18 protein-coding genes are annotated in these 19755 nt (G+C 54.4%); 7 read left to right on the forward strand and 11 right to left on the reverse strand.

The genetic code is table 11. From position 1 onward, the window contains the following. Window positions 1–70 precede the first annotated feature (70 nt). From C8R21_RS01075 to gatC, 7 genes are all read right to left on the reverse strand, one after another. Entirely contained in the window at window positions 71–343 is a 273-nt protein-coding gene (locus C8R21_RS01075; RefSeq protein WP_107761036.1) for a type II toxin-antitoxin system RelE family toxin, read from the reverse strand. After that, window positions 327–716, reverse strand: coding sequence for a hypothetical protein (locus C8R21_RS01080; RefSeq protein ID WP_107761037.1), 390 nt, complete (start codon window positions 714–716; stop codon window positions 327–329). Before C8R21_RS01080 ends, C8R21_RS01075 begins: the two co-directional genes overlap by 17 nt. Window positions 717–1435: 719 nt before the next feature. After that, window positions 1436–1756: a hypothetical protein gene (locus C8R21_RS01085; protein WP_107761038.1), complete on the reverse strand. Its 321-nt coding sequence runs from the start codon at window positions 1754–1756 to the stop codon at window positions 1436–1438. A 555-nt stretch (window positions 1757–2311) separates the two neighbouring features. After that, entirely contained in the window at window positions 2312–2602 is a 291-nt protein-coding gene (locus C8R21_RS01090; RefSeq protein ID WP_107761039.1) for a hypothetical protein, read from the reverse strand. Between the two features lie 4 nt (window positions 2603–2606). Next, complete coding sequence (gene gatB / locus C8R21_RS01095; protein WP_107761040.1) at window positions 2607–4097, reverse strand: Asp-tRNA(Asn)/Glu-tRNA(Gln) amidotransferase subunit GatB; 1491 nt, start codon at window positions 4095–4097, stop codon at window positions 2607–2609. A gap of 91 nt (window positions 4098–4188) precedes the next feature. After that, a complete protein-coding gene (gatA, locus tag C8R21_RS01100) occupies window positions 4189–5640 on the reverse strand; it encodes an Asp-tRNA(Asn)/Glu-tRNA(Gln) amidotransferase subunit GatA (protein ID WP_107761041.1) in 1452 nt (483 codons plus the stop codon). A gap of 104 nt (window positions 5641–5744) precedes the next feature. Further along, the gene (gene gatC, locus C8R21_RS01105; RefSeq protein WP_107761042.1) at window positions 5745–6032 is read right to left on the reverse strand and encodes an Asp-tRNA(Asn)/Glu-tRNA(Gln) amidotransferase subunit GatC; all 288 of its coding nucleotides are present in this window, start codon (window positions 6030–6032) and stop codon (window positions 5745–5747) included. 111 nt (window positions 6033–6143) lie between these two features. Between gatC and C8R21_RS01110 the strand changes: the two genes are divergently transcribed. The 7 genes from C8R21_RS01110 to C8R21_RS01140 all read left to right on the forward strand — a co-directional run bounded on the left by C8R21_RS01110 (window position 6144) and on the right by C8R21_RS01140 (window position 14071). Beyond that, on the forward strand, window positions 6144–7202 hold the full coding sequence (locus tag C8R21_RS01110; RefSeq protein ID WP_074973973.1) for a rod shape-determining protein: 1059 nt from the start codon (window positions 6144–6146) through the stop codon (window positions 7200–7202). 95 nt (window positions 7203–7297) lie between these two features. Then, window positions 7298–8191, forward strand: a complete 894-nt coding sequence (gene mreC / locus C8R21_RS01115) for a rod shape-determining protein MreC (protein WP_107761043.1) — start codon at window positions 7298–7300, stop codon at window positions 8189–8191. After that, window positions 8188–8709, forward strand: a complete 522-nt coding sequence (gene mreD, locus C8R21_RS01120) for a rod shape-determining protein MreD (protein ID WP_107761044.1) — start codon at window positions 8188–8190, stop codon at window positions 8707–8709. The genes mreC and mreD overlap by 4 nt, the downstream gene beginning before the upstream one ends. Next, window positions 8706–10646: a penicillin-binding protein 2 gene (mrdA, locus tag C8R21_RS01125; protein ID WP_107761045.1), complete on the forward strand. Its 1941-nt coding sequence runs from the start codon at window positions 8706–8708 to the stop codon at window positions 10644–10646. The genes mreD and mrdA overlap by 4 nt, the downstream gene beginning before the upstream one ends. Next, the gene (gene rodA, locus C8R21_RS01130; protein ID WP_107761046.1) at window positions 10639–11739 is read left to right on the forward strand and encodes a rod shape-determining protein RodA; all 1101 of its coding nucleotides are present in this window, start codon (window positions 10639–10641) and stop codon (window positions 11737–11739) included. The genes mrdA and rodA overlap by 8 nt, the downstream gene beginning before the upstream one ends. Window positions 11740–11921: 182 nt before the next feature. Continuing rightward, on the forward strand, window positions 11922–12944 hold the full coding sequence (locus tag C8R21_RS01135) for a septal ring lytic transglycosylase RlpA family protein (protein ID WP_308811366.1): 1023 nt from the start codon (window positions 11922–11924) through the stop codon (window positions 12942–12944). A gap of 194 nt (window positions 12945–13138) precedes the next feature. Then, window positions 13139–14071: a hypothetical protein gene (locus tag C8R21_RS01140; protein ID WP_107761047.1), complete on the forward strand. Its 933-nt coding sequence runs from the start codon at window positions 13139–13141 to the stop codon at window positions 14069–14071. A gap of 93 nt (window positions 14072–14164) precedes the next feature. On the opposite strand, the gene glmS is transcribed toward C8R21_RS01140, so the two are convergent. The 4 genes from glmS to atpD all read right to left on the reverse strand — a co-directional run bounded on the left by glmS (window position 14165) and on the right by atpD (window position 19742). Next, the gene (glmS, locus tag C8R21_RS01145; protein ID WP_107761048.1) at window positions 14165–16012 is read right to left on the reverse strand and encodes a glutamine--fructose-6-phosphate transaminase (isomerizing); all 1848 of its coding nucleotides are present in this window, start codon (window positions 16010–16012) and stop codon (window positions 14165–14167) included. 77 nt (window positions 16013–16089) lie between these two features. Then, a complete protein-coding gene (gene glmU, locus C8R21_RS01150) occupies window positions 16090–17478 on the reverse strand; it encodes a bifunctional UDP-N-acetylglucosamine diphosphorylase/glucosamine-1-phosphate N-acetyltransferase GlmU (protein ID WP_219906584.1) in 1389 nt (462 codons plus the stop codon). 398 nt (window positions 17479–17876) lie between these two features. Further along, window positions 17877–18296 carry a F0F1 ATP synthase subunit epsilon gene (locus tag C8R21_RS01155; protein ID WP_074973958.1) on the reverse strand — a complete coding sequence of 140 codons (420 nt, stop codon included), beginning with the start codon at window positions 18294–18296 and terminating at the stop codon, window positions 17877–17879. A 66-nt stretch (window positions 18297–18362) separates the two neighbouring features. Beyond that, window positions 18363–19742 carry a F0F1 ATP synthase subunit beta gene (gene atpD / locus C8R21_RS01160; protein WP_074704915.1) on the reverse strand — a complete coding sequence of 460 codons (1380 nt, stop codon included), beginning with the start codon at window positions 19740–19742 and terminating at the stop codon, window positions 18363–18365. Window positions 19743–19755 lie beyond the last annotated feature (13 nt).

Below are 19755 nucleotides of genomic sequence, written 5' to 3' on the forward strand. Positions count from 1 at the left end.
GGCAATGGCGGGATAGCTTGTTCACGCCTCTTCAATCCGCCAAGAGTAAAAATTCCTTATGTAGTTGAAGTTAGCCAACACCACCCACGCGCCGATTGCCTCCTTTCACGACGAGAATGTGCAACTCTTCGTCCTGGATGTCGCAGGTGATTCGGTAATCTCCGACACGGTAGCGCCAGTAGCCGAAAAATTGAGAAGCAAGCAAGGGTTCGCCGAGGCAGCGCGCATCTTCCAGGGGTGTTATGCACTCCTTCAGGTATTTCAAAAGGCGCGGGCGCGCATGAAGGTCCATCTTATCCAGGTCCCGTTGCGCCGCCGGATTGAAACTAATCCTGTATGTCATACTTCCTCATGATGTCCTCAAGCGGAATCATCTTTTCGCCTTTGAGACGGGAAAGCATGACTACCCGGTCAGCTTCAAGCGTATCTTCCAGCGCCTCGATGCCGTTTCGCGCGAGTTCAATCAGATAATATTGCTTGTTATGGCCGTATTCCTCCACGAGCCGCGTTAGACGCTCGTCGATATCCGGACCGAGACGGAGGGCGATCTCGTTGATTGCTTCGGGTTCAGGCCGGGTGCTCATGCGGTCTTCTTGATTTCGTGCCAGCGGCTCCTGGCGGTTGAATTTGAAAACTGCCGGGAGCGTATCCCGATATTTGCGCAACGCGTCGAGTTCTTCTTTCATTTTATCCACCCTTTTATATTGAGCTGTCATTTGTCCTTTCCCTGTCTTGCAATCGCGATATCCTCTGGTCCCATGTCATGATTTTCAGGGGCTATATATATTAAAAAAATTAAAAAATGTTCGCGCGGCGGATAGCTTATAAATTGACTGATATTTTTTACTTATTGGAAAAACGCAGCGCATATTCTCGGATGACGTGTTCAATATCTCGGATGATAGTGTAGTACATCGCTGGAAAGCCCGGGCAGACAAAGCCTGGGAGATCAGAGTGTAAGCGGAAACGTACTTGATACTCTACCCGCTCAAGGCCTCCCACTCCTGGTCCCTGTTCTCCCTGTCCCGGCTTCTCTTTGATTTGATTTATGCCCCAGGCTTCTCCGAGCTCTCTACCTACCGCCTCTACTCCTGCTCTGGCTCGACTCACTTCGCCTGTTCGGTAATTCAAGCTCAGGCATTACTGTGTTGTGGGCAATATTGGAGCTGCTTTTCTGTGAATAGAAGAGCGGGAGGGGCTGTCACTAGGGCAGTGCCGCCAGTAAAGGGTTTTGAAAGGAGGTTCCCTGAATAATCAGGCAAGGCCGAGCGGGAGTCAGGAAGGTTTATGCTTCTGTTGGTAAAGCACGGGAACTCCTCTGAATCCAGAAATAGCCCTGTGGGAGCGCTCGCTGGACGACGCCGTATCCATTCATCAGGCATCCATCAGAATTTGCAGCAGCGTGTCTGCCGCTCACAGGAGATAGGAGACGCGTTCACTTTCGTAATTCGCAATCCCCCAGACGTTTGCATTCTGCGAGCAGATCAATATCAGTGTGGCCTGTTCGATCGATGAAGGCAGTTGCCATTTCTTCCCGATAATCATAACCACTGCCCCCGGTCTTTCTGAAAGCCAATCCACCGGAGAATGAAGCTTCTTCATCTTTCATGAGGCCCACGCGTACTGCGGTTCTGGGTGACATATATCCGTCCGCTGTGTAGAAAAAGACGCTGTGACGCAGGGCTGCGGCCAGTACCCATGCGGCAATCACAGTACTCGATATCGCAACAGCAGTAGTGATAATGGCTAGTTTCATTAAATAAATTTTCTTCTGGGCGAAGTAGAGTGATGGGCTGGTAAACCTTCAAACAGGTAGTCATCCGGCTACTCATTGGGCTGCCGGCTTTACAGCAAAAACCCCATCCCTATGAAGCGGATGGGGCGTACCGCCAGCAGTTACAATCTGGACCATTCAGGGGTTACAGGAGGAGGAGTCATTCCCCGTCGCGGTCTCAAGATCAGAGGAACGCTGTCGCCACCAGTGCTATCGTCATACCCATCAAATATGAAACGGCAAGAAGTTTTCCTATTTTCATCGCCCTTTCTCCTTGTGGTGAAAGACATGTCTATCATAGCCGTACTGTTAAGAATTTGTTATTTTTTTGTGATGCTACTGTTAGGACACTTATTGATCAGCCAGGTTCCCTTCAAGGAATTTCTTCTGAGATTCGGAAATAATGGCTGACGGAGCTTGAGGCGGCGAACGATGTTCGCTGGAGTGAGAGTCGCTGCGTAATGGTATGGTAATACGGCAATAGCAGGCAGCAGGAAAAACTGCTATTGCCCCGGCCAGAAAATATTATGAATCCCGTCATTCCGGACCTGACTCTGAATCCAGCAAACCGGAATCCAGCCCACGCCCAACAATGGCGTGCCTTGAACGTCCCGGGATACCGGCCTCAGCCGATATGACGTTCGCACTGCTTGCTCGCTGACTCAATAATGCACGGACCTCGCCTTCCTCCTGTGACATTCGTAGAAAGCGGGACAAGCGGTCACGTTGTATATCCTTTTTCCATGGAACTATGGGACTGGCAAGTGCTTCTATCAGAGCGAGGATAAAGCATTCCCGCTTGTTTCCCGGTTCGTCCAGTCCAGTCATTGACCTATTCCGTCAGTTTCTTCCTCAATATCTCATTCACCTGCGCTGGATTCGCCTTGCCTCTGGCGGCCTTCATCACCTGACCGACCAGGGCGTTGAAGGCTTTTTCCTTGCCTGCCTTGAATTCCTCCACCGATTTCGGATTGGCTGTCAGCACCTCCTGTACTAATTTCTCCAATGCGCTTGAATCGGATATCTGTCTCAACCCCTGTGATTCGATGATTCGATCTGCAAGGCTCTCATCCACTTCCTTGCGATTTTTCCACGAAATACTCTCCGCACTCGCCTGCTCCCACATCTGCCTGAACACATCCTTGGCGATCTTTCCAGAGATGGTCCCATCCTTGATGCGCAGAAGAAGTTGGGCAAGCTGTGCGGGAGATAGCGGACAGACATCGAACGACTTTCCTTCATTATTGAGGTAGGCAGATACTTCCCCCATTACCCAGTTTGCGCACAGTTTCGGATCTGAAGAAAGTTTTCCCGCGACTGCCTCATAATATTCCGAGTTGTCGCGATCGGCAGTGAGCGCGAGCGCATCGTACATGGAAAGCCCATAGTCATGCTCGAACCGGCTTCGCATTTGCTGGGGCAGCTCGGGCAGTTCTTTCTTCACTTCCTCGATCCAGCTCCCGGAAATCTCGAGCGGCAGCAGGTCCGGGTCTGGAAAATAGCGATAATCCTGCGCGTCTTCCTTGCTTCGCATCGCGCGTGTTTCACCCTTTTCCGGGTCGAAGAGGCGTGTCTGTTGCTGTATGGCCCCCCCGTCTTCGAGGATTTCGATCTGCCGCCTGGCCTCGTAATCGATTGCTTTCTCGAGAAAACGGAACGAGTTGAGGTTTTTTATTTCGCAGCGGGTACCGAGCTTTTCCGATCCCTGCGGCCGCACAGATACGTTGGCATCGCAGCGAAAGGAACCCTCCTGCATGTTGCCGTCGCAGATGCCGATCCAGCGGACGAGCGTATGCAGTGTTTTGGCATACGCCACGGCTTCGGCGCTGCTGCGCATATCCGGTTCGGAAACGATCTCAAGCAGAGGCGTGCCGGCGCGATTGAGATCGATGCCGCTCATGCCCTGAAAATCCTCGTGCAACGACTTGCCGGCATCCTCCTCCAGGTGTGCCCGCACGAGACGCACGGTTTTTTCCTGCTCTTTTCCATCCTGGACGATCTGAAGCTGGATGTGCCCCCCCTCAACCACCGGCAATTCGTATTGGCTGATCTGATAACCCTTGGGCAGGTCAGGATAGAAATAATTTTTGCGGGCAAAAATGGAAGGTGAATTGATTTTTGCTCCCACTGCCAGGCCGAACCTGATTGCACGCTCCACCGCACCCCGATTCAGTACCGGCAGCACACCGGGCAGCGCGAGATCGACAGTGCAGGCTTCCGCGTTGGGCGCGGCGCCAAAAGCGGTCGAAGCGCCGGAGAATATTTTGGACTCGGTCGAGAGCTGGGCATGAACTTCAAGACCGATAACGGTTTCCCATTGCATTTTAGAATACCTTTTCTGATACAGATGCTTTATGAGGGACGAGTAGCAGCTTGAACTGAGCCGCTCGCCACAACTGACCAAATCTGCTCCCCTACTCCTTTGGCATCCGGGTATGCCAATCTGATGCAAGCTGATATTGATGCGCCACGTTCAACATTTGTGCCTCGGCAAAATAATTGCCGATGATGTGCAATCCAACCGGTCTGTTTTTATGCCCGAAGCCAACCGGAATGGACATGGCCGGCAGGCCTGCCAGGTTGACCGCAATGGTGTAGGCATCGGATAAGTACATCTGAACCGGATCGCTGCTTCTCTCTCCGAGGTTGAATGCCACGGTAGGGGAAGTCGGCCCCATAATGACGTCGCACTGCTCGAATGCCCCGGCAAAATCCTGCGCCATCAGGCGGCGCAGCTTCTGCGCCTGGATGTAGTATGCGTCATAATACCCATGCGACAGCACATAAGTGCCGATCAGGATGCGGCGTTTCACCTCCGCGCCAAAGCCCTGCGAACGGGTTTTCCGATACATGTCATTGAGATCCAGATAATCGGGAGCACGATGGCCGTAGCGTACTCCATCAAAGCGCGACAGATTGCTCGAAGCTTCGGCGGGAGCAAGCACGTAATAAACCGGAACCGAAAGCTTCGTGTTGGGCAGCGATACCTCCACCGTTTTGGCTCCCAGCTTGCGATACTGGCCGATGGCAGCTTCTACCGCGCGCGCCACATCCTCGTCTATTTCCTTGACGAAATACTCTTTCGGCAGGCCAATGCGGAGACCTTCGAGCGGCTTTTCCAGGTCGCGTGTGTAATCTTCCGGTTCGCGTTCGAGACTGGTTGAGTCGCGGGCATCGAAGCCTGCCATGACGTTGAGCATCAGCGCCAGGTCTTCCGCTGATTTGGCCATCGGCCCCCCCTGGTCGAGACTGGATGCGAAGGCGATCATGCCATAGCGCGATACCAACCCGTATGTCGGCTTGAGACCTGAAATGCCGCATAATGCCGCTGGCTGGCGGATTGAGCCCCCGGTGTCCGTGCCGGTCGCAGCAGGTGCCATGCGTGCTGCCACTGCGCAGGCGGAACCGCCGGAACTTCCCCCTGGCACAGCCGCAGTATCCCAGGGATTTTTTACCGGCCCGTAAAAAGAGGTTTCATTGCTGGAACCCATGGCGAATTCGTCCATGTTGGTTTTGCCAATATTGACTGCACCCCCGGCATTGAAGCGCCCGATCACGTGAGCGTCATAGGGCGAGATGAAATTCGACAGCATTTTCGAACCGCAGGTAGTGAGCCAGCCCTTGGTACAGAAGATATCCTTTTGTGCAATGGGAATGCCGGTCAGTGATTGACCGCGCCCGGATGCAATCAAGGTATCCGCAGCCTGCGCCTGGGCGAGGCTCGTCTCTTCATCGAGAGTGATGAAGGCATTGTATGTGGGATTAAGCGCCCGGGAACGCTTGAGAAATTCGCTGGTCAACTCAACGCTAGAAATTTTCCTTGCGGCAAGCATTGCGGAAAGTTGCTTGAGGCTGGCGTTCAACATGGCTGGTTTTCGCTGGATGAAGCAAAATGAAGCAAAACGTGAAAAGACTCCTGGAAGGAGAATGGGAATTACAGGGGAGTGGCCCGCAGAGATCCTGCGTGGCGTTACTCGATAACTTTAGGCACCAGATAAAGTCCCGCTTCTACCTGGGGAGCTACCGACTGGAACAGCTCGCGCTGATCGATTTCCGTGACTGCATCTGCTCTCAGACGCTGCATCACATCCTGCGCGTGCGACATGGGAGTGATCGCCGAGGTATCCACTGCCTGCATCTGCTCGATGAGGCCAAATATGCCTGATAACTGGGTCAATGTCCTGCACGCCTCATCTTCGCTGATCTCGATGCGCGCCAGATTTGCAACACGTTTCACATCATCCAGAGACAGAGACATTTCCGGCTAAATCCTTTATAACCCTTATATTCAAATAGCTAATAGAGTATCATAGCCCGATTCTTTTCACCTGCTTTTAATCACTATCCTCCGCGACGGATTCCGTAAATCATGCTTAATTTTTTAAATAACAGTGTATTGAAGGGTTACTTTTCGACCGACATGGCGATAGATCTGGGAACGGCAAACACTCTGATCTACGTGCGCGGTCAAGGCATTGTCCTCAATGAACCCTCGGTGGTAGCGATACGCCAGGATGGAGGCCCCAACGGCAAGAAAATCATCCAGCAAGTAGGGCTGGCTGCCAAGCAGATGCTCGGGCGCACGCCGGGCAACATCGCGGCCATCCGGCCAATGAAAGACGGCGTCATTGCGGATTTCACCGTTACGGAACAGATGCTGAAGCACTTCATCAGAAAGGTAAACCCTCCGCGACTGTTTTCCGCCAACCCGCGGATTGTCATCTGCGTACCCTGCGGCTCGACCCAGGTCGAGCGCCGCGCCATTCGCGAAGCGGCTTATGGGGCGGGCGCCCGCAAGGTGGAATTGATCGAGGAACCGATGGCGGCTGCCATCGGCGCCAATCTGCCGGTCGATGAAGCCACCGGCTCCATGGTGGTCGATATAGGCGGCGGCACGACCGAAGTCGGTGTGATCTCGCTGGGCGGCGTCGTTTATTCGAGCTCGGTACGCGTCGGAGGAGACAAGTTTGACGAGGCCATCATCAACTACATACGCCGCAATTACGGGATGCTGATCGGTGAAGTAACCGCCGAATTGATCAAAAAGGAAATTGGCTCCGCATTTCCGGGATCGGAAGTACGCGAGTTGGAAGTCAAGGGCCGTAATCTGGCAGAAGGTATTCCACGCAGCTTTACCATCTCGAGCAATGAAGTGCTTGAAGCACTGACCGAGCCGTTGAACAACATTGTAAGCGCTGTCAAATCCGCACTGGAGCATACGGCGCCTGAACTCGGAGCCGATATCGCCGAAAAAGGCCTGGTGCTGACGGGCGGAGGCGCACTGCTTCGCGACATCGACCGGCTGCTCATGGAGGAAACCGGGCTTTCCGTCATCATCGCAGAAGACCCTCTTACTGCCGTCGTGCGCGGATCAGGGATTGCACTGGAAAACATGGATCAACTGGTTGGCATATTCGCCAGTGACTGATAACCTTTGCAACTGCGCTACTGCCAGATTTCACTACCGCCTTCAATGCGCTATACCTTCCAGTACCTGAAAATCGGGAACATAAAATCTCCCACATGATAGAAATCTCCCCCCGGTTTTTCAGGCATAGCCCCAGTTTACTGGCTCGGACGGCTTTTTTTGTCATACTGTCACTGCTCCTGATGGCACTGGATAGCCGATTCAGATATCTCGGTGGCGTGCGGGAAATTTTCTCCGTAATAGTTTATCCGCTGCAGAAGCTGGCTCATGTGCCCGTGTCAATGTACGATGCCGCAAGCGAACTCTTCCAGCATAGCGAGATAGCGGAGGAAAATGCCCATCTCAAACAACAGCATCTCGTTGACAAAGGCCAGCTCCTCCGGCTGCGTGCGCTGGAAGCCGAGAATAACCAGCTACGCAAACTCCTGAATGCGACGCAACGTATTAAAAACAAGGCAATGGTGGCGGAAATCCTGCACGTGCCGCATGATCCATTCAATCGCAAGGTATTGCTTGACAAGGGCAGTATGAGCGGAATCGAGGCGGGCCAAGCCGTCGTGGACGATATCGGCGTAGTGGGACAGGTTACCCGCAATTACCCGCTGGCCTCGGAAGTGACTCTCCTCACGGACAGAGACCATTCCGTTCCTGTGCAGGTGGTACGCAACGGCCTGCGTTCCATCATATCAGGCACCGGCAGGGAAGGAGTACTGGAGTTGAGGTATATGGCAATCAACACTGACATTCAGGAAGGGGACGCGCTGGTTACATCCGGGATAGATGGCGTCTATCCTCCGGGGCTTCCCGTTGCTGTAGTATCCCAGATCGACCGTAATCCCAACTATATCTTTGCGCGCATTACCTGCACGCCTGCTTCCGGTGTGAATCAGAACCAGCAACTGTTAATCCTTTCCACGCCGGCGCCTCGCGCGGGAACGCCGGCAGAAGCGACCAAAATGAAGTCACGCCAGGAAGCGAGAAGACAGTGACGCTCGCTAACTCACCCAGGCACGAAATCCTGATGCCGGTCAAAGGCTGGTTCATTATGCTCAGCCTGATCGTGGCGCTACTCCTGAATCTCATACCGCTGACAGGCACTGCGCGGGCGCTGCAGCCCGATTTTGTCGCGTTGGTGATGCTTTACTGGTATGTCAACGAACCCCAGCGTGTCGGCATCGGCATGGCATTCTGGATGGGTCTGCTTATGGATCTCAGCAATGCCAGCACTTTCGGGCAGCACGCGCTTGGGTACAGTGTAATGGCGTTCATGGCACTGGTTTTCAACCGACGCATGGGTATCTTCGACGGGTATAAACAAGCTCCCCAGATAGGATTGGTTCTGCTTTCAGGGCAGATCGTCACACTTCTTGCCGCCCTCTTTGCCGGTTCTCCTTTTCCCGGCTGGAACTTCTTTCTTGGCAGCATTGTCGGCATGTTACTGTGGCCGCTTCTCTCAGCCATATTGAGGGCACCGCAGAAACTCTGGTCTGCTTCCGATGCAAGATGAATCACAGAATCGAGCTTCGAAGCTACTCGCGTGAGTTACAAAATTTCCGCCTGCGGCTGGCGATAAGCGCCGGCTTCATGCTGCTGCTCTTCCTGCTGCTGTTCGCACGCTTCTTTTACCTGCAGGTTTCTCAGCGTGAACACTATCATACCCTGGCGGAAGCCAATCGCATCTCCATTGCGCCGATCGTTCCCAACCGCGGCCTGATTTTTGACCGCAATGGCGTCGTGCTCGCTCATAATTATTCTGCCTACACGCTCGAAATTGTTCCGAGCAGGATCGGGAATCTCGAGCGCCTCATTAATGAGTTGACGACGGTAGTGGAGATATCTGCGCGTGACCGCAAGCGGTTCAAGAAATTGATGGAGGAGAACAGAAGATTCGAAAGCTTGCCTATCCGCACGCGATTATCGGACGTGGAGGTCGCCCGCTTCGCCGTCAACCGCTATCGCTTTCCAGGAGTAGAAATCAAGGCGCGGCCGTTCCGGCAGTATCCCAAAGGCGAGTTCGCCTCTCACGTGGTGGGTTACATAGGACGCATCAATGACAAGGATCTGGAACGACTGGAGGCTAACAGCGAACTCGCCAATTACCGTGGTTCCCAGCACATGGGGAAAATCGGCATCGAACAGAGCTACGAGAGAGAGTTGCATGGCATCACCGGGGTCGAGGAGATGGAAACCGACGCAGCCGGTCGTGCAATTCGCGTCATATCCCGCACAGCACCGACTGCGGGCAGGAATCTCAAGCTATCGCTCGATTCCAAATTGCAGGAAGTCGCGGAAAAGGCGTTTGGAGACCGGCGCGGCGCACTTGTCGCCATAGAACCGGCAACGGGAGACGTACTCGCATTCGTGAGCAGACCGGGGTTCGATCCGAATCTTTTTGTAGACGGAATCGACACGGAGAATTGGGAATTGCTGAATAATTCCATCGACCGGCCGCTGAACAACCGCGCTTTGCGCGGGTTGTACCCACCGGGCTCAACATTCAAACCCTTCATGGCTCTGGCGGGCCTGGAACTCAAAAAGCGTTGGCCGGAAAGCGCGATCAGCGATCCCGGCTACTTCAGCCTGCCCGGAAGCACCCACCGTTTTCGTGACTGGAAAGCCGACGGTCACGGTCTCGTGGACCTGCACAAATCGCTGGTTATCTCCTGCGACACCTATTATTATTCGCTGGCTCATGACCTCGGGATCGATAATATCTACAATTTTACCAGTCAGTTCGGGTTGGGGAAAAAGACCGGGATCGATATCGAAGGCGAAGCCGCCGGCCTGTTGCCCTCCCAGGCATGGAAAATGGAACGGCATAAACAGAAATGGTTTCCCGGCGATACGATTTCTGTCGGGATTGGGCAGGGTTATAATCTGACCACGCCGCTGCAACTGGCATTTGCAACCGCTGTTCTCGCCGGCAACGGTGCTGCGTTCCGTCCCCACCTCGTCAAGCAGGTCCTGGACAGCAACAATCGGGTCGTACGTGAATTCGGCACAACTCCGCTGTACCGGCTCAAGCTGGACCCCGCCAATTTGAAGGCGGTACATAATGCGCTGGTCGATGTAACCCGTCCGGGCGGAACAGCCGCGGTCGCCGGTGCAGGTGCTGCTTATACTTTTGCCGGAAAAACGGGGACTGCCCAGGTGGTTGGGGTAAAACAGGGGGAAAAGTATGAGGAAAGCAAGCTCAATGAACGGCATCGTGATCATGCGCTTTTTGTAAGCTACGCCCCCGCTGAAAACCCCAAAATCGCACTGTCCGTACTGGTGGAAAACGGTGGGCATGGCGGTGCGGCAGCGGCACCGATTGCCCGTGTGGTGATGGATTACTATCTGCTGGGCAAACTGCCTAAGGAAGCAGCTGCGCAGCCTGTCGATCAGGTGGACGAAGAGGAGGATGAGGAGCATCAGCAGGACAGGGGGGGCGGGCATGGCTAGGCTCCCGCACGCAGGGCACTACTTTACGCGCTACATCGATGGGTTTCTGCTTTGCGGAATTCTCCTGCTCATGGCAACGGGACTTATCACGCTTTTCAGCGCAACGGATGCCAATAGCGCGCGCGTCACAAGCCAGGCGATCAATATGCTGGTCGCGCTTGGCGTGATGTGGCTGGTGGCCAACATTCCGTTGGAGCATATCATGCGGATCGCCGTACCGTTATACGCGGCCGGCCTTTTCCTGCTGCTCTGTGTCGCGCTGTTCGGAGAGGTCAACAATGGCGCGAGGCGCTGGTTGAACCTGGGCGTAACCCGCATTCAGCCTTCCGAACTCATGAAGATTGCCGTGCCGCTGATGATGGCCTGGTACTTCGACAAGCACGAGACAACCTTGCGGCTGCGGGATTACGGCGTGGCCACCCTGCTGCTGCTGGCTCCGGTATTGTTGATCCTGCGCCAGCCTGATCTTGGAACCGCACTGCTCATTGCCTCGAGCGGTTTTTATGTCCTGTTCTTCTCCGGGTTATCCTGGCGCATCATGGCGACGGTGGCGATTGCGGGGGGAGCAAGCCTTCCATTGCTCTGGTCCATGTTGCATGATTATCAGCGCAAGCGCGTCATGACGCTTCTTGACCCGACGCAGGATGCGCTCGGCTCCGGCTACCATACCATTCAATCCACCATTGCCATCGGCTCCGGGGGCGTGCTGGGCAAGGGCTGGCAGCAAGGCACCCAGACCCATCTTGCGTTTCTGCCGGAGAGAAGCACTGATTTCATCTTCGCGGTATTCTCCGAAGAATTCGGTCTGATCGGCAATTTTCTGCTGCTACTGCTGTATCTGACTCTCATCGCCCGCGGGATGGTGATTGCCGCCAATGCTCCAACCCAGTTTACCCGCCTCATCGCCGCCTCCATCACGCTGACTTTCTTCACCTACATCTTCGTCAACATCGGTATGGTCATCGGCATTCTGCCCGTGGTAGGGGTGCCTTTGCCCCTGATCAGCTATGGCGGCACATCAATGGTGACAATGTTGCTGGGATTTGGTATTTTGATGAGTATCCAGACTCATCCGAAGCTTGTTAAGACGTGATACTTATGGATACAGACCCTGCCTGCCGGCTCCCCTTACAGTCAACTGCGCGGCCAATTACGCAGTCAGCAACGCGACCCATTGCCAGGCGATGTGCCACCTGGATAGCTGCACTGGCCATCCCCGTTTTCCTTGCCGGTTGCGGCACCTTTTTTAAGCTGCAGAAAAGTGAGGAGAAGAACGTGAAGCCTTCATCGCCTTCATCGGTCTCTATTCTGTCTGGCGGCAAGAAAAAAGGCGGTTATTATCTGGATGATGGTCCCGGCGACAATCCGCCTGCCGATCTCCATCTGATTCCTGATGCCGTTCCCCGGGAAGAACCCCTGCGCGCCTCCACCATGCGGCCTTATTCGGCTCTCGGAAAACGGTATAAACCGATGATGCGTCATGAGCGCTATAAAACGCGGGGAATGGCGTCCTGGTATGGGCGCCGCTATCACGGACAGAAGACTGCTTCGGGGGAGGTCTATGATATGTATGCCATGACGGCCGCACACCCCACTCTCCCCATTCCGAGCTACGTACGCGTAACAAGCGTGGCGAACGGAAAATCCGTGGTGGTGCGTGTCAATGACAGGGGGCCTTTCCTCTCCAGTCGCCTCATTGATCTTTCCTATACGGCCGCATACAAACTGGATGTACTGGGTGGGGGCAGCAGCCTGGTCGAAGTGGAATCCATTGTGCCCGGAACGGGTAGTTTCACGCGGCTTGCCGCAGCAGCCCCTGCCCAGTATCCAGGTTCAACATCCCGTACTTCTAGGTCTCCATCCGGCTCTCCTGCTAGTCCAAACGAGGAGACAGGAACCGTAGCTGACCAATCAGTAGTGATTACTACCGAACCGAATTCCACTGAAACGCAGCCGGGTCTGTTCCAGACTGCTTTTGCGCCGGCAGTAGCTGATACGCCGCCTGTCGCCAGCCATACCGGCAATGGCGCCGCTGTTCCACCTCCCGAAACGCCTGCTGCCGTTCCTGCTGGGATCTATCTGCAGTTGGGGGCCTTCAATGCGTATGACAATGCGGATAATTTTGTCGTCCGGATGCGAAATGAATTACCATCGCTGATGACGAGCCTGGATATCGTTGCAAAGGACGGCCTGTTCAAGGTCCATGCGGGCCCTTATCCTGACCGGGTCCTGGCCAGAAAGGATGCGGACAAAATCGCCGAAGCGCTGTCTATCAGGCCGGTGCTGCTGACGCGGTAGGCCGTACATCTCTCTTCACCGCTGAACGACGCAAAACCTGCTCCCTGTCCGGCGGCTGCTGGCAGCCTAGCAGCGGCAGAAGGATTCCCGATTTGAACTTTCCGCTTTAATTTTCCGCTTCAGGCGGGCAGAATGGTATGTAAGCGGCTGTTTTGCTCGGACAATTCCTATTCACGGTTATGAGGACGGATAAAATGCAGATCAGGGATCAGGTTACGCCAGCAACGATTCTTGCAGAACTGGTCAGTCATGCCCGGGCGCAGCCTGCTGATACTCAGGGCTTCTGTCACGTAAATTGTCAGGATCTATATGGTCGGTTTTATGCCAAAGCCGAACGTATCTTCGCCTCATTCGATAAGTATATTCCTGTGACCTGGTACCTCTGGCGCGCAGGAGAGAGCGGAACGGACATAGGGATGAGATACTCGAGCGAATCTCTTTCAGGAGGTACGGACCGGTTCATCGGGATGCGCCTGATCTCGAGCGATGAATTGGCGGCAGGTGGTAATCAGGCAACAAAAATAGGCGCTCAGATTCGCGAATTGCAGAAAGATTACGACGCGCTGCTGGAAAGATATTTCCTGCTGCTTTGTACCGACGATGAAAAGCAGCAGGAAAAAATTGAGTCCATTATCGAGACGCTGAAGGCAGATACCGCTATCGTTACCGTTGTACCACGCTATGCGTGGTCTTTTTTTGCCATGGAGGATGCGGTAATCGACGCAGTAGTGGATCGTTTGATGTACCCGGATGATTATGTGCGCCGGCAAGCCCGGGAGCAAGTATCGGGGCTCGACAGGAGAAGGCTTGTCCTGCTGCTGTCATGCCTGATCCACGCAGTCGAGGAAAACGGCTGTTTCACCGTTTCTGATGACTTTGTAATGCACAACGAACACTTGCAGGAATTTGAAAAAGATAATCCGGAAGAACACGGCTCCGTGGCCGAAGATGTCATCGCGATGGATGGAAGATTTTTCTTTCGTGAGGCAGATGTGGATGGGTTCGAAATCTACCAGGACAGCGTATCCGCTGTTATAGCCCTGTATTATGACGCGAAGGTTCGGTACAGCCACGCCGGGGATCAGGCCGTACACTATCTCTATACCCTTCTGGAACAAAGCGCGTGAGGCTCTAAGTGTTCTCTGATGCACTGCCACCAAGATGGCGGCTATATGTCTGAATAACCGGCTCTAGCCAACAGTCAGTTCAATAGATACTTCTTACTCCACTGTCACTGATTTCGCCAGGTTTCTCGGTTTATCCACATCTGTACCTTTTTGCAACGCGACGTGGTAGGCGAGAAGCTGCAGAGGAATGGTGTGGAGGATGGGACTGAGCAGTCCTGCGTGTTCCGCCAGACGAATGATGTGCACACCTTCACTTTCCTGAATGTGGGAATCGGCATCGGCGAAAACGTAGAGTTCACCTCCACGGGCGCGTACTTCCTGCAGGTTTGACTTGAGTTTTTCCAGCAGCGCATCGTTGGGGGCGATGGCCACCACGGGCATATCCTTATCCACCAGCGCAAGCGGGCCATGCTTCAATTCCCCGGCAGCATAGGCTTCGGCATGGATATAGGAAATTTCCTTGAGCTTGAGCGCCCCCTCCAGTGCAATGGGGTAGTGCATCCCACGCCCAAGAAACAGGGCGTGGCGTTTCTCGGCGAACTTCTCCGCCCAGGCTTTCACCTGCGACTCCACCTGGAGGCTATGCTGAAGCGCGACAGGCAGGTGGCGCAGCGCAGCAATCATCTGACGCTCACTCTCACCCGACAGTTTGCCATTCAATTTCGCCAGGGTCATGGTGAGCAGCATCAACGCCGCAAGCTGTGTGGTGAACGCCTTGGTCGAGGCCACACCGATTTCCGGGCCTGCCCGGGTGAGAAAACGCAAATCCGTCTGGCGCACGAGCGCGCTTTCGGCCACATTGCAGATCCCCAGACTGTAACGATGCCCGAGTGATCTTGCATAACTCAGGGCGGCCAAGGTATCCGCCGTTTCTCCGGATTGAGAGATGCCCACGATCAGGGTGTCGGCTCCAACCGCCGGGTTACGGTAGCGATATTCGCTCGCGATTTCGACATTACAAGGGATTCCCGCCACGGTTTCAAGCCAGTAGCGGGCGACAACACCAGCGTGGTAGCTGGTGCCGCAGGCCAGAATGAGGATGCTTCTGGTATTTTTGAAGATGTTCTCCGCCTCGGTGCCAAACAGGCGCGGAGAGATGGATTGCACATTGAGCACCATTTCCAGCGTGTTCGCCACGACGCCGGGTTGCTCGAATATTTCCTTCTGCATGAAGTGGGCATACGGACCCAACTCCACCGCCTCGTTTGTCAGCTCACTTTCCTGCACCGCTCGTGCGACCACTGCGCGTGCGCCGTCGTAACGGCAGTTGATGATGCGGTAGCTATCTTGCCGCAATTCGGCGACATCGCCCTCTTCCAGATAGATCATGCGCCGGGTAACCTGCAGCAAGGCGGAAGCATCCGAGGCGGCGTAGATTCCATTTTCGCCCAAACCAAGCAGCAATGGCGCTCCATTGCGGCAAACGATGAGGCGCTCCGGCCTTGCTTCCTCCATTACTGCAATTGCATAGGCACCACGCAACTCGCCCACCGAACGGCATACCGCTTCGAATAAATCAGGGTTTTCCCGGAGATGAAACGAAATGAGGTGAGCGATGACTTCCGTATCGGTATCGGAACTGAATTCGAACCCTGCCTCCTGCAAACGCAGGCGCAGCACCTCGTGATTTTCGATGATGCCGTTATGCACCACCGCCACCCTGGACGTCTCTCCGGAAAAATGAGGATGGGCGTTGCGCTCGGATGGAGCGCCGTGCGTAGCCCAGCGGGTATGGGCAATACCCACGTCCCCGCTGAAGTGGTGCTCATCCGCAAGCTTGCTGAGCTCAGCGACTCGTCCCGTGGTGCGTAACCGGTGCAGGCGACCATTGTTCAAGGCAATGCCGGCTGAATCATATCCGCGATATTCCAGTCGGCGCAGGCCTTCAATCAGAGTGGGGACGATATTGGTTTTTGCGACTGCACCGACGATTCCACACATCAAAAGACTCCTTTCTTACAGATACCAGCAATTGGCGTGGTCCAAGAAAACCGGTGGAAAAAGGTAAAAGGCTATGCTCAGTTTTTAGGCTTCAATTTTTTTACCGGCCGTTTCCACCCATCGATACTCAACTGCTTCGCTCGCGAAAGCGTCAACATATCAGGTGGCGTATCCTTGGTAATGGTCGAACCCGCGCCGATAGTGGAACCGCGGGCAACTCTGACCGGTGCTATCAACTGGGTATCGGAGCCGACAAAGACATCATCCTCGATGATGGTCTGGTATTTGTTGGCGCCGTCATAATTGCAGGTAATCGTCCCAGCGCCGATGTTGACGCTCCTGCCCACTACGGCATCTCCGATGTAGCTCAAGTGGTTTGCCTTGCTGCCGGCCGCAAGGGCGCTGTTCTTGACTTCGACGAAATTGCCGATGTGAACTTCGTCCTCCAGCCGGGTGCCCGGACGAATACGGGCATAAGGACCGATACGGCAATTTCGACCAATTTCCGTAGCCTCTATCAAACTGAAGGGCGCGATTATCGAATTAGCGGCTACCCGCACGTCTTTCAGTATGGTGTGAGCACCCACTCTTACACCATCATCCAGTTGAACGTCACCTTCAAATATGCAGTTGATATCGATCATAACGTCTCTACCGCAAGAAAGTTTACCGCGGATATCGATGCGTGACGGATCAGCCAGCGCTACACCCTGCTCCAGCAATTTATTGGCCTGCGCTGTCTGATAGATGCGTTCCAGCGCGGCGAGCTGAACCTTGCTGTTGACCCCGGTGGTTTCCCATACATAAGCGGGACTGACCGTTTCTACCTTTACCCCATCCTTCACAGCCATCGCGACAATATCGGTCAGGTAATACTCACCTTGCGCATTGCTGTTTTCAAGTTTGTATAACCAGCGGTGAAGATAGCGATTTGGAACCGCCATGATGCCCGTATTGATTTCACCGATCTTGCGCTGGGATTCGCTGGCGTCTTTTTCCTCGACAATGGCGGCAACTTCACCCGTTTCGCTATGCCGAACAATTCTACCGTAGCCGGCTGGATCAGGAAGTTCTACCGTCAGCAAACCTAACGTATGCTCTCCCGCCGTCGCAATCAGCTTTTTTAATGTTTCGACGCTGGTCAGAGGCACGTCGCCATACAGAATAAGTGTAACGCCCTCTTTCTCGATATGAGGCAGCGCCTGCATCACTGCGTGACCCGTGCCGAGTTGGGGGATCTGTTGCGCCCAGACAAGGCTTTCATCCGCTATCGTCTGCGGGACTGTCTCACCCCCATGTCCGTAAATGACACAAGTTGTGTGGGGCAATAATGTTCGGGCGGTATCGAGCACGTGCATCAGGAGAGGTTTGCCTGCCAGGGGATGCAACACTTTTGGCAGGGCAGAGTACATGCGTTTTCCGAGACCGGCAGCAAGAACGACGATGTTCAGTTTGGACACATTCATGAAGATATCAGGACATGCGGGAACGTGTAATATTCGACCCGCAAAGGCAGATCAGCTGCCGGAAGTTAAGGTTGAAGCGGAATTTACGAATGAAAACCAAGTTAATTTATCATATAACTGGCACAAATCCAAATAGAGTGTCCAACTGGAGCTGTGCGGTCAAGCTGACCTGATTGAAGTATCCCCACCCGGACTTCCCGTAATGAACAGGGGACACGAGACCAGACATACTCAAGTCCGGCTGTGCCTCGAAGCAGAAATACTTGTGCTTTTCCGGGAAGCAGGCGGTTCAATTAAGCGTAAGCTATTGACTCTCGCCAGTTTGAATTTCAGGAATTGATTCGCGCAGAACTGAAAAAGGGCGGTATTTCCGCCCTTTTTCAGTTCTGATCTAAATATCAGTGCCCGCGTTTCCGTAATTTCTGGATCGCGGCCAGTTGCGCGATCGCCTCGCTCAGCTCCGCCTGAGCCCGTGCGTAATCCAGAGCGGAGGCTCTATCCCTCACCGCTTCTTCCGCACGCTTCTTGGCCTCGATGGCCTTTGCTTCATCGAGGTCGGCGCCGCGTACCGCGGTGTCAGCGAGGATAGTGACGACATCCGGCTGGATTTCAAGCATGCCACCGGAAACATACACCAGTTCCTCTTCTTTCAGAGGCGCCTTGATGCGTACTGATCCGGGTTTGATGCGCGTCAGCATGGGAGTGTGTTGGGGATAAATACCCACCTCTCCCCCTTCTGCGGGCGCAACCAGGAATTCAGCCGGACCGGAGTAAATGGATTCCTCCGCGCTGACGATATCAACGTGAAACACGCCCATTTTAGTTCCCATTCATCATTGAATCGGAACGACCGTTTTATCCGGTCACCCGATTCATCAACTCGATCATTGCAAGGTTTTGGCTTTTTCAACCGCCTCGTCTATGCCCCCAACCATGTAAAAGGCCTGCTCGGGCAGGTGGTCGTATTCTCCCGACACAATGCCCTTGAAGCCTTTGATGGTCTCTTTCAGAGGTACGTATTTTCCCGGCGCGCCGGTAAACACCTCGGCCACGTTGAAGGGTTGTGAAAGGAACCGCTGAATTTTGCGTGCCCTTGCCACAGCCAGCTTATCTTCAGGAGAAAGCTCATCCATTCCTAGAATTGCAATGATGTCACGCAATTCCTTATAGCGTTGCAGGGTTTGCTGCACAGCCCGGGCAGTCGAGTAGTGCTCTTCGCCCACCACGAGAGGATCAAGCTGACGCGAGGTCGAATCGAGAGGGTCAACCGCTGGATAGATCCCCAGCGAAGCAATATCACGCGAGAGCACGACGGTAGCATCCAGGTGACCGAAGGTTGTAGCAGGTGATGGGTCGGTCAAATCGTCCGCGGGCACGTACACGGCTTGAATGGAGGTAATGGAGCCCGACTTGGTGGAGGTGATGCGCTCCTGCAAACGGCCCATTTCCTCAGCCAGCGTCGGCTGATAACCCACAGCCGATGGCATCCGGCCCAGCAACGCGGATACTTCCGTACCGGCCAGGGTGAAACGATAGATATTATCCACGAACAGCAACACGTCCCTACCTTCGTCACGGAAGTGTTCCGCCATGGTCAGGCCTGTAAGCGCGACCCGCAACCGGTTGCCGGGCGGCTCATTCATCTGGCCGTATACCAGCGCCACCTTGTCGAGCACGTTGGAATCCTTCATTTCATGGTAGAAGTCATTCCCTTCCCGAGTACGCTCCCCCACACCCGCAAATACGGAATATCCACTATGCTCAATGGCGATGTTGCGGATCAACTCCATCATGTTCACGGTCTTTCCCACACCGGCGCCGCCGAACAGTCCCACCTTGCCGCCCTTGGCAAAGGGACAAACGAGATCGATAACCTTGATCCCTGTTTCCAGCAGTTCGGTAGACGCGGACAATTCGTCAAAGGCAGGGGCTTTCTGATGGATTGATCTGTTCTGCTCGGCGCCGATAGGTCCCATTTCGTCTATTGGCGTACCCAGAACATCCATGATCCGCCCCAGGGTTTTGGTGCCGACAGGAACACGAATCTGGTCACCAGTGTTTGTTACCATCATGCCGCGCCGCAACCCCTCGGAGGAGCCGAGCGCAATCGTGCGAACGACGCCGTCACCCAACTGCTGCTGCACTTCGAGTGTGAGTTCCGATCCTTCAAGAACGAGCGCGTCATATACCTTGGGCATCTCTTCCCGCGTAAACTCGACGTCAACCACCGCGCCGATACACTGAACAATTTTTCCCTGGTTCATATTGTTCCCTAAA

Source organism: Nitrosospira multiformis, assembly GCF_003050865.1.
Classification (GTDB): Bacteria; Pseudomonadota; Gammaproteobacteria; order Burkholderiales; family Nitrosomonadaceae; genus Nitrosospira; species Nitrosospira multiformis_E.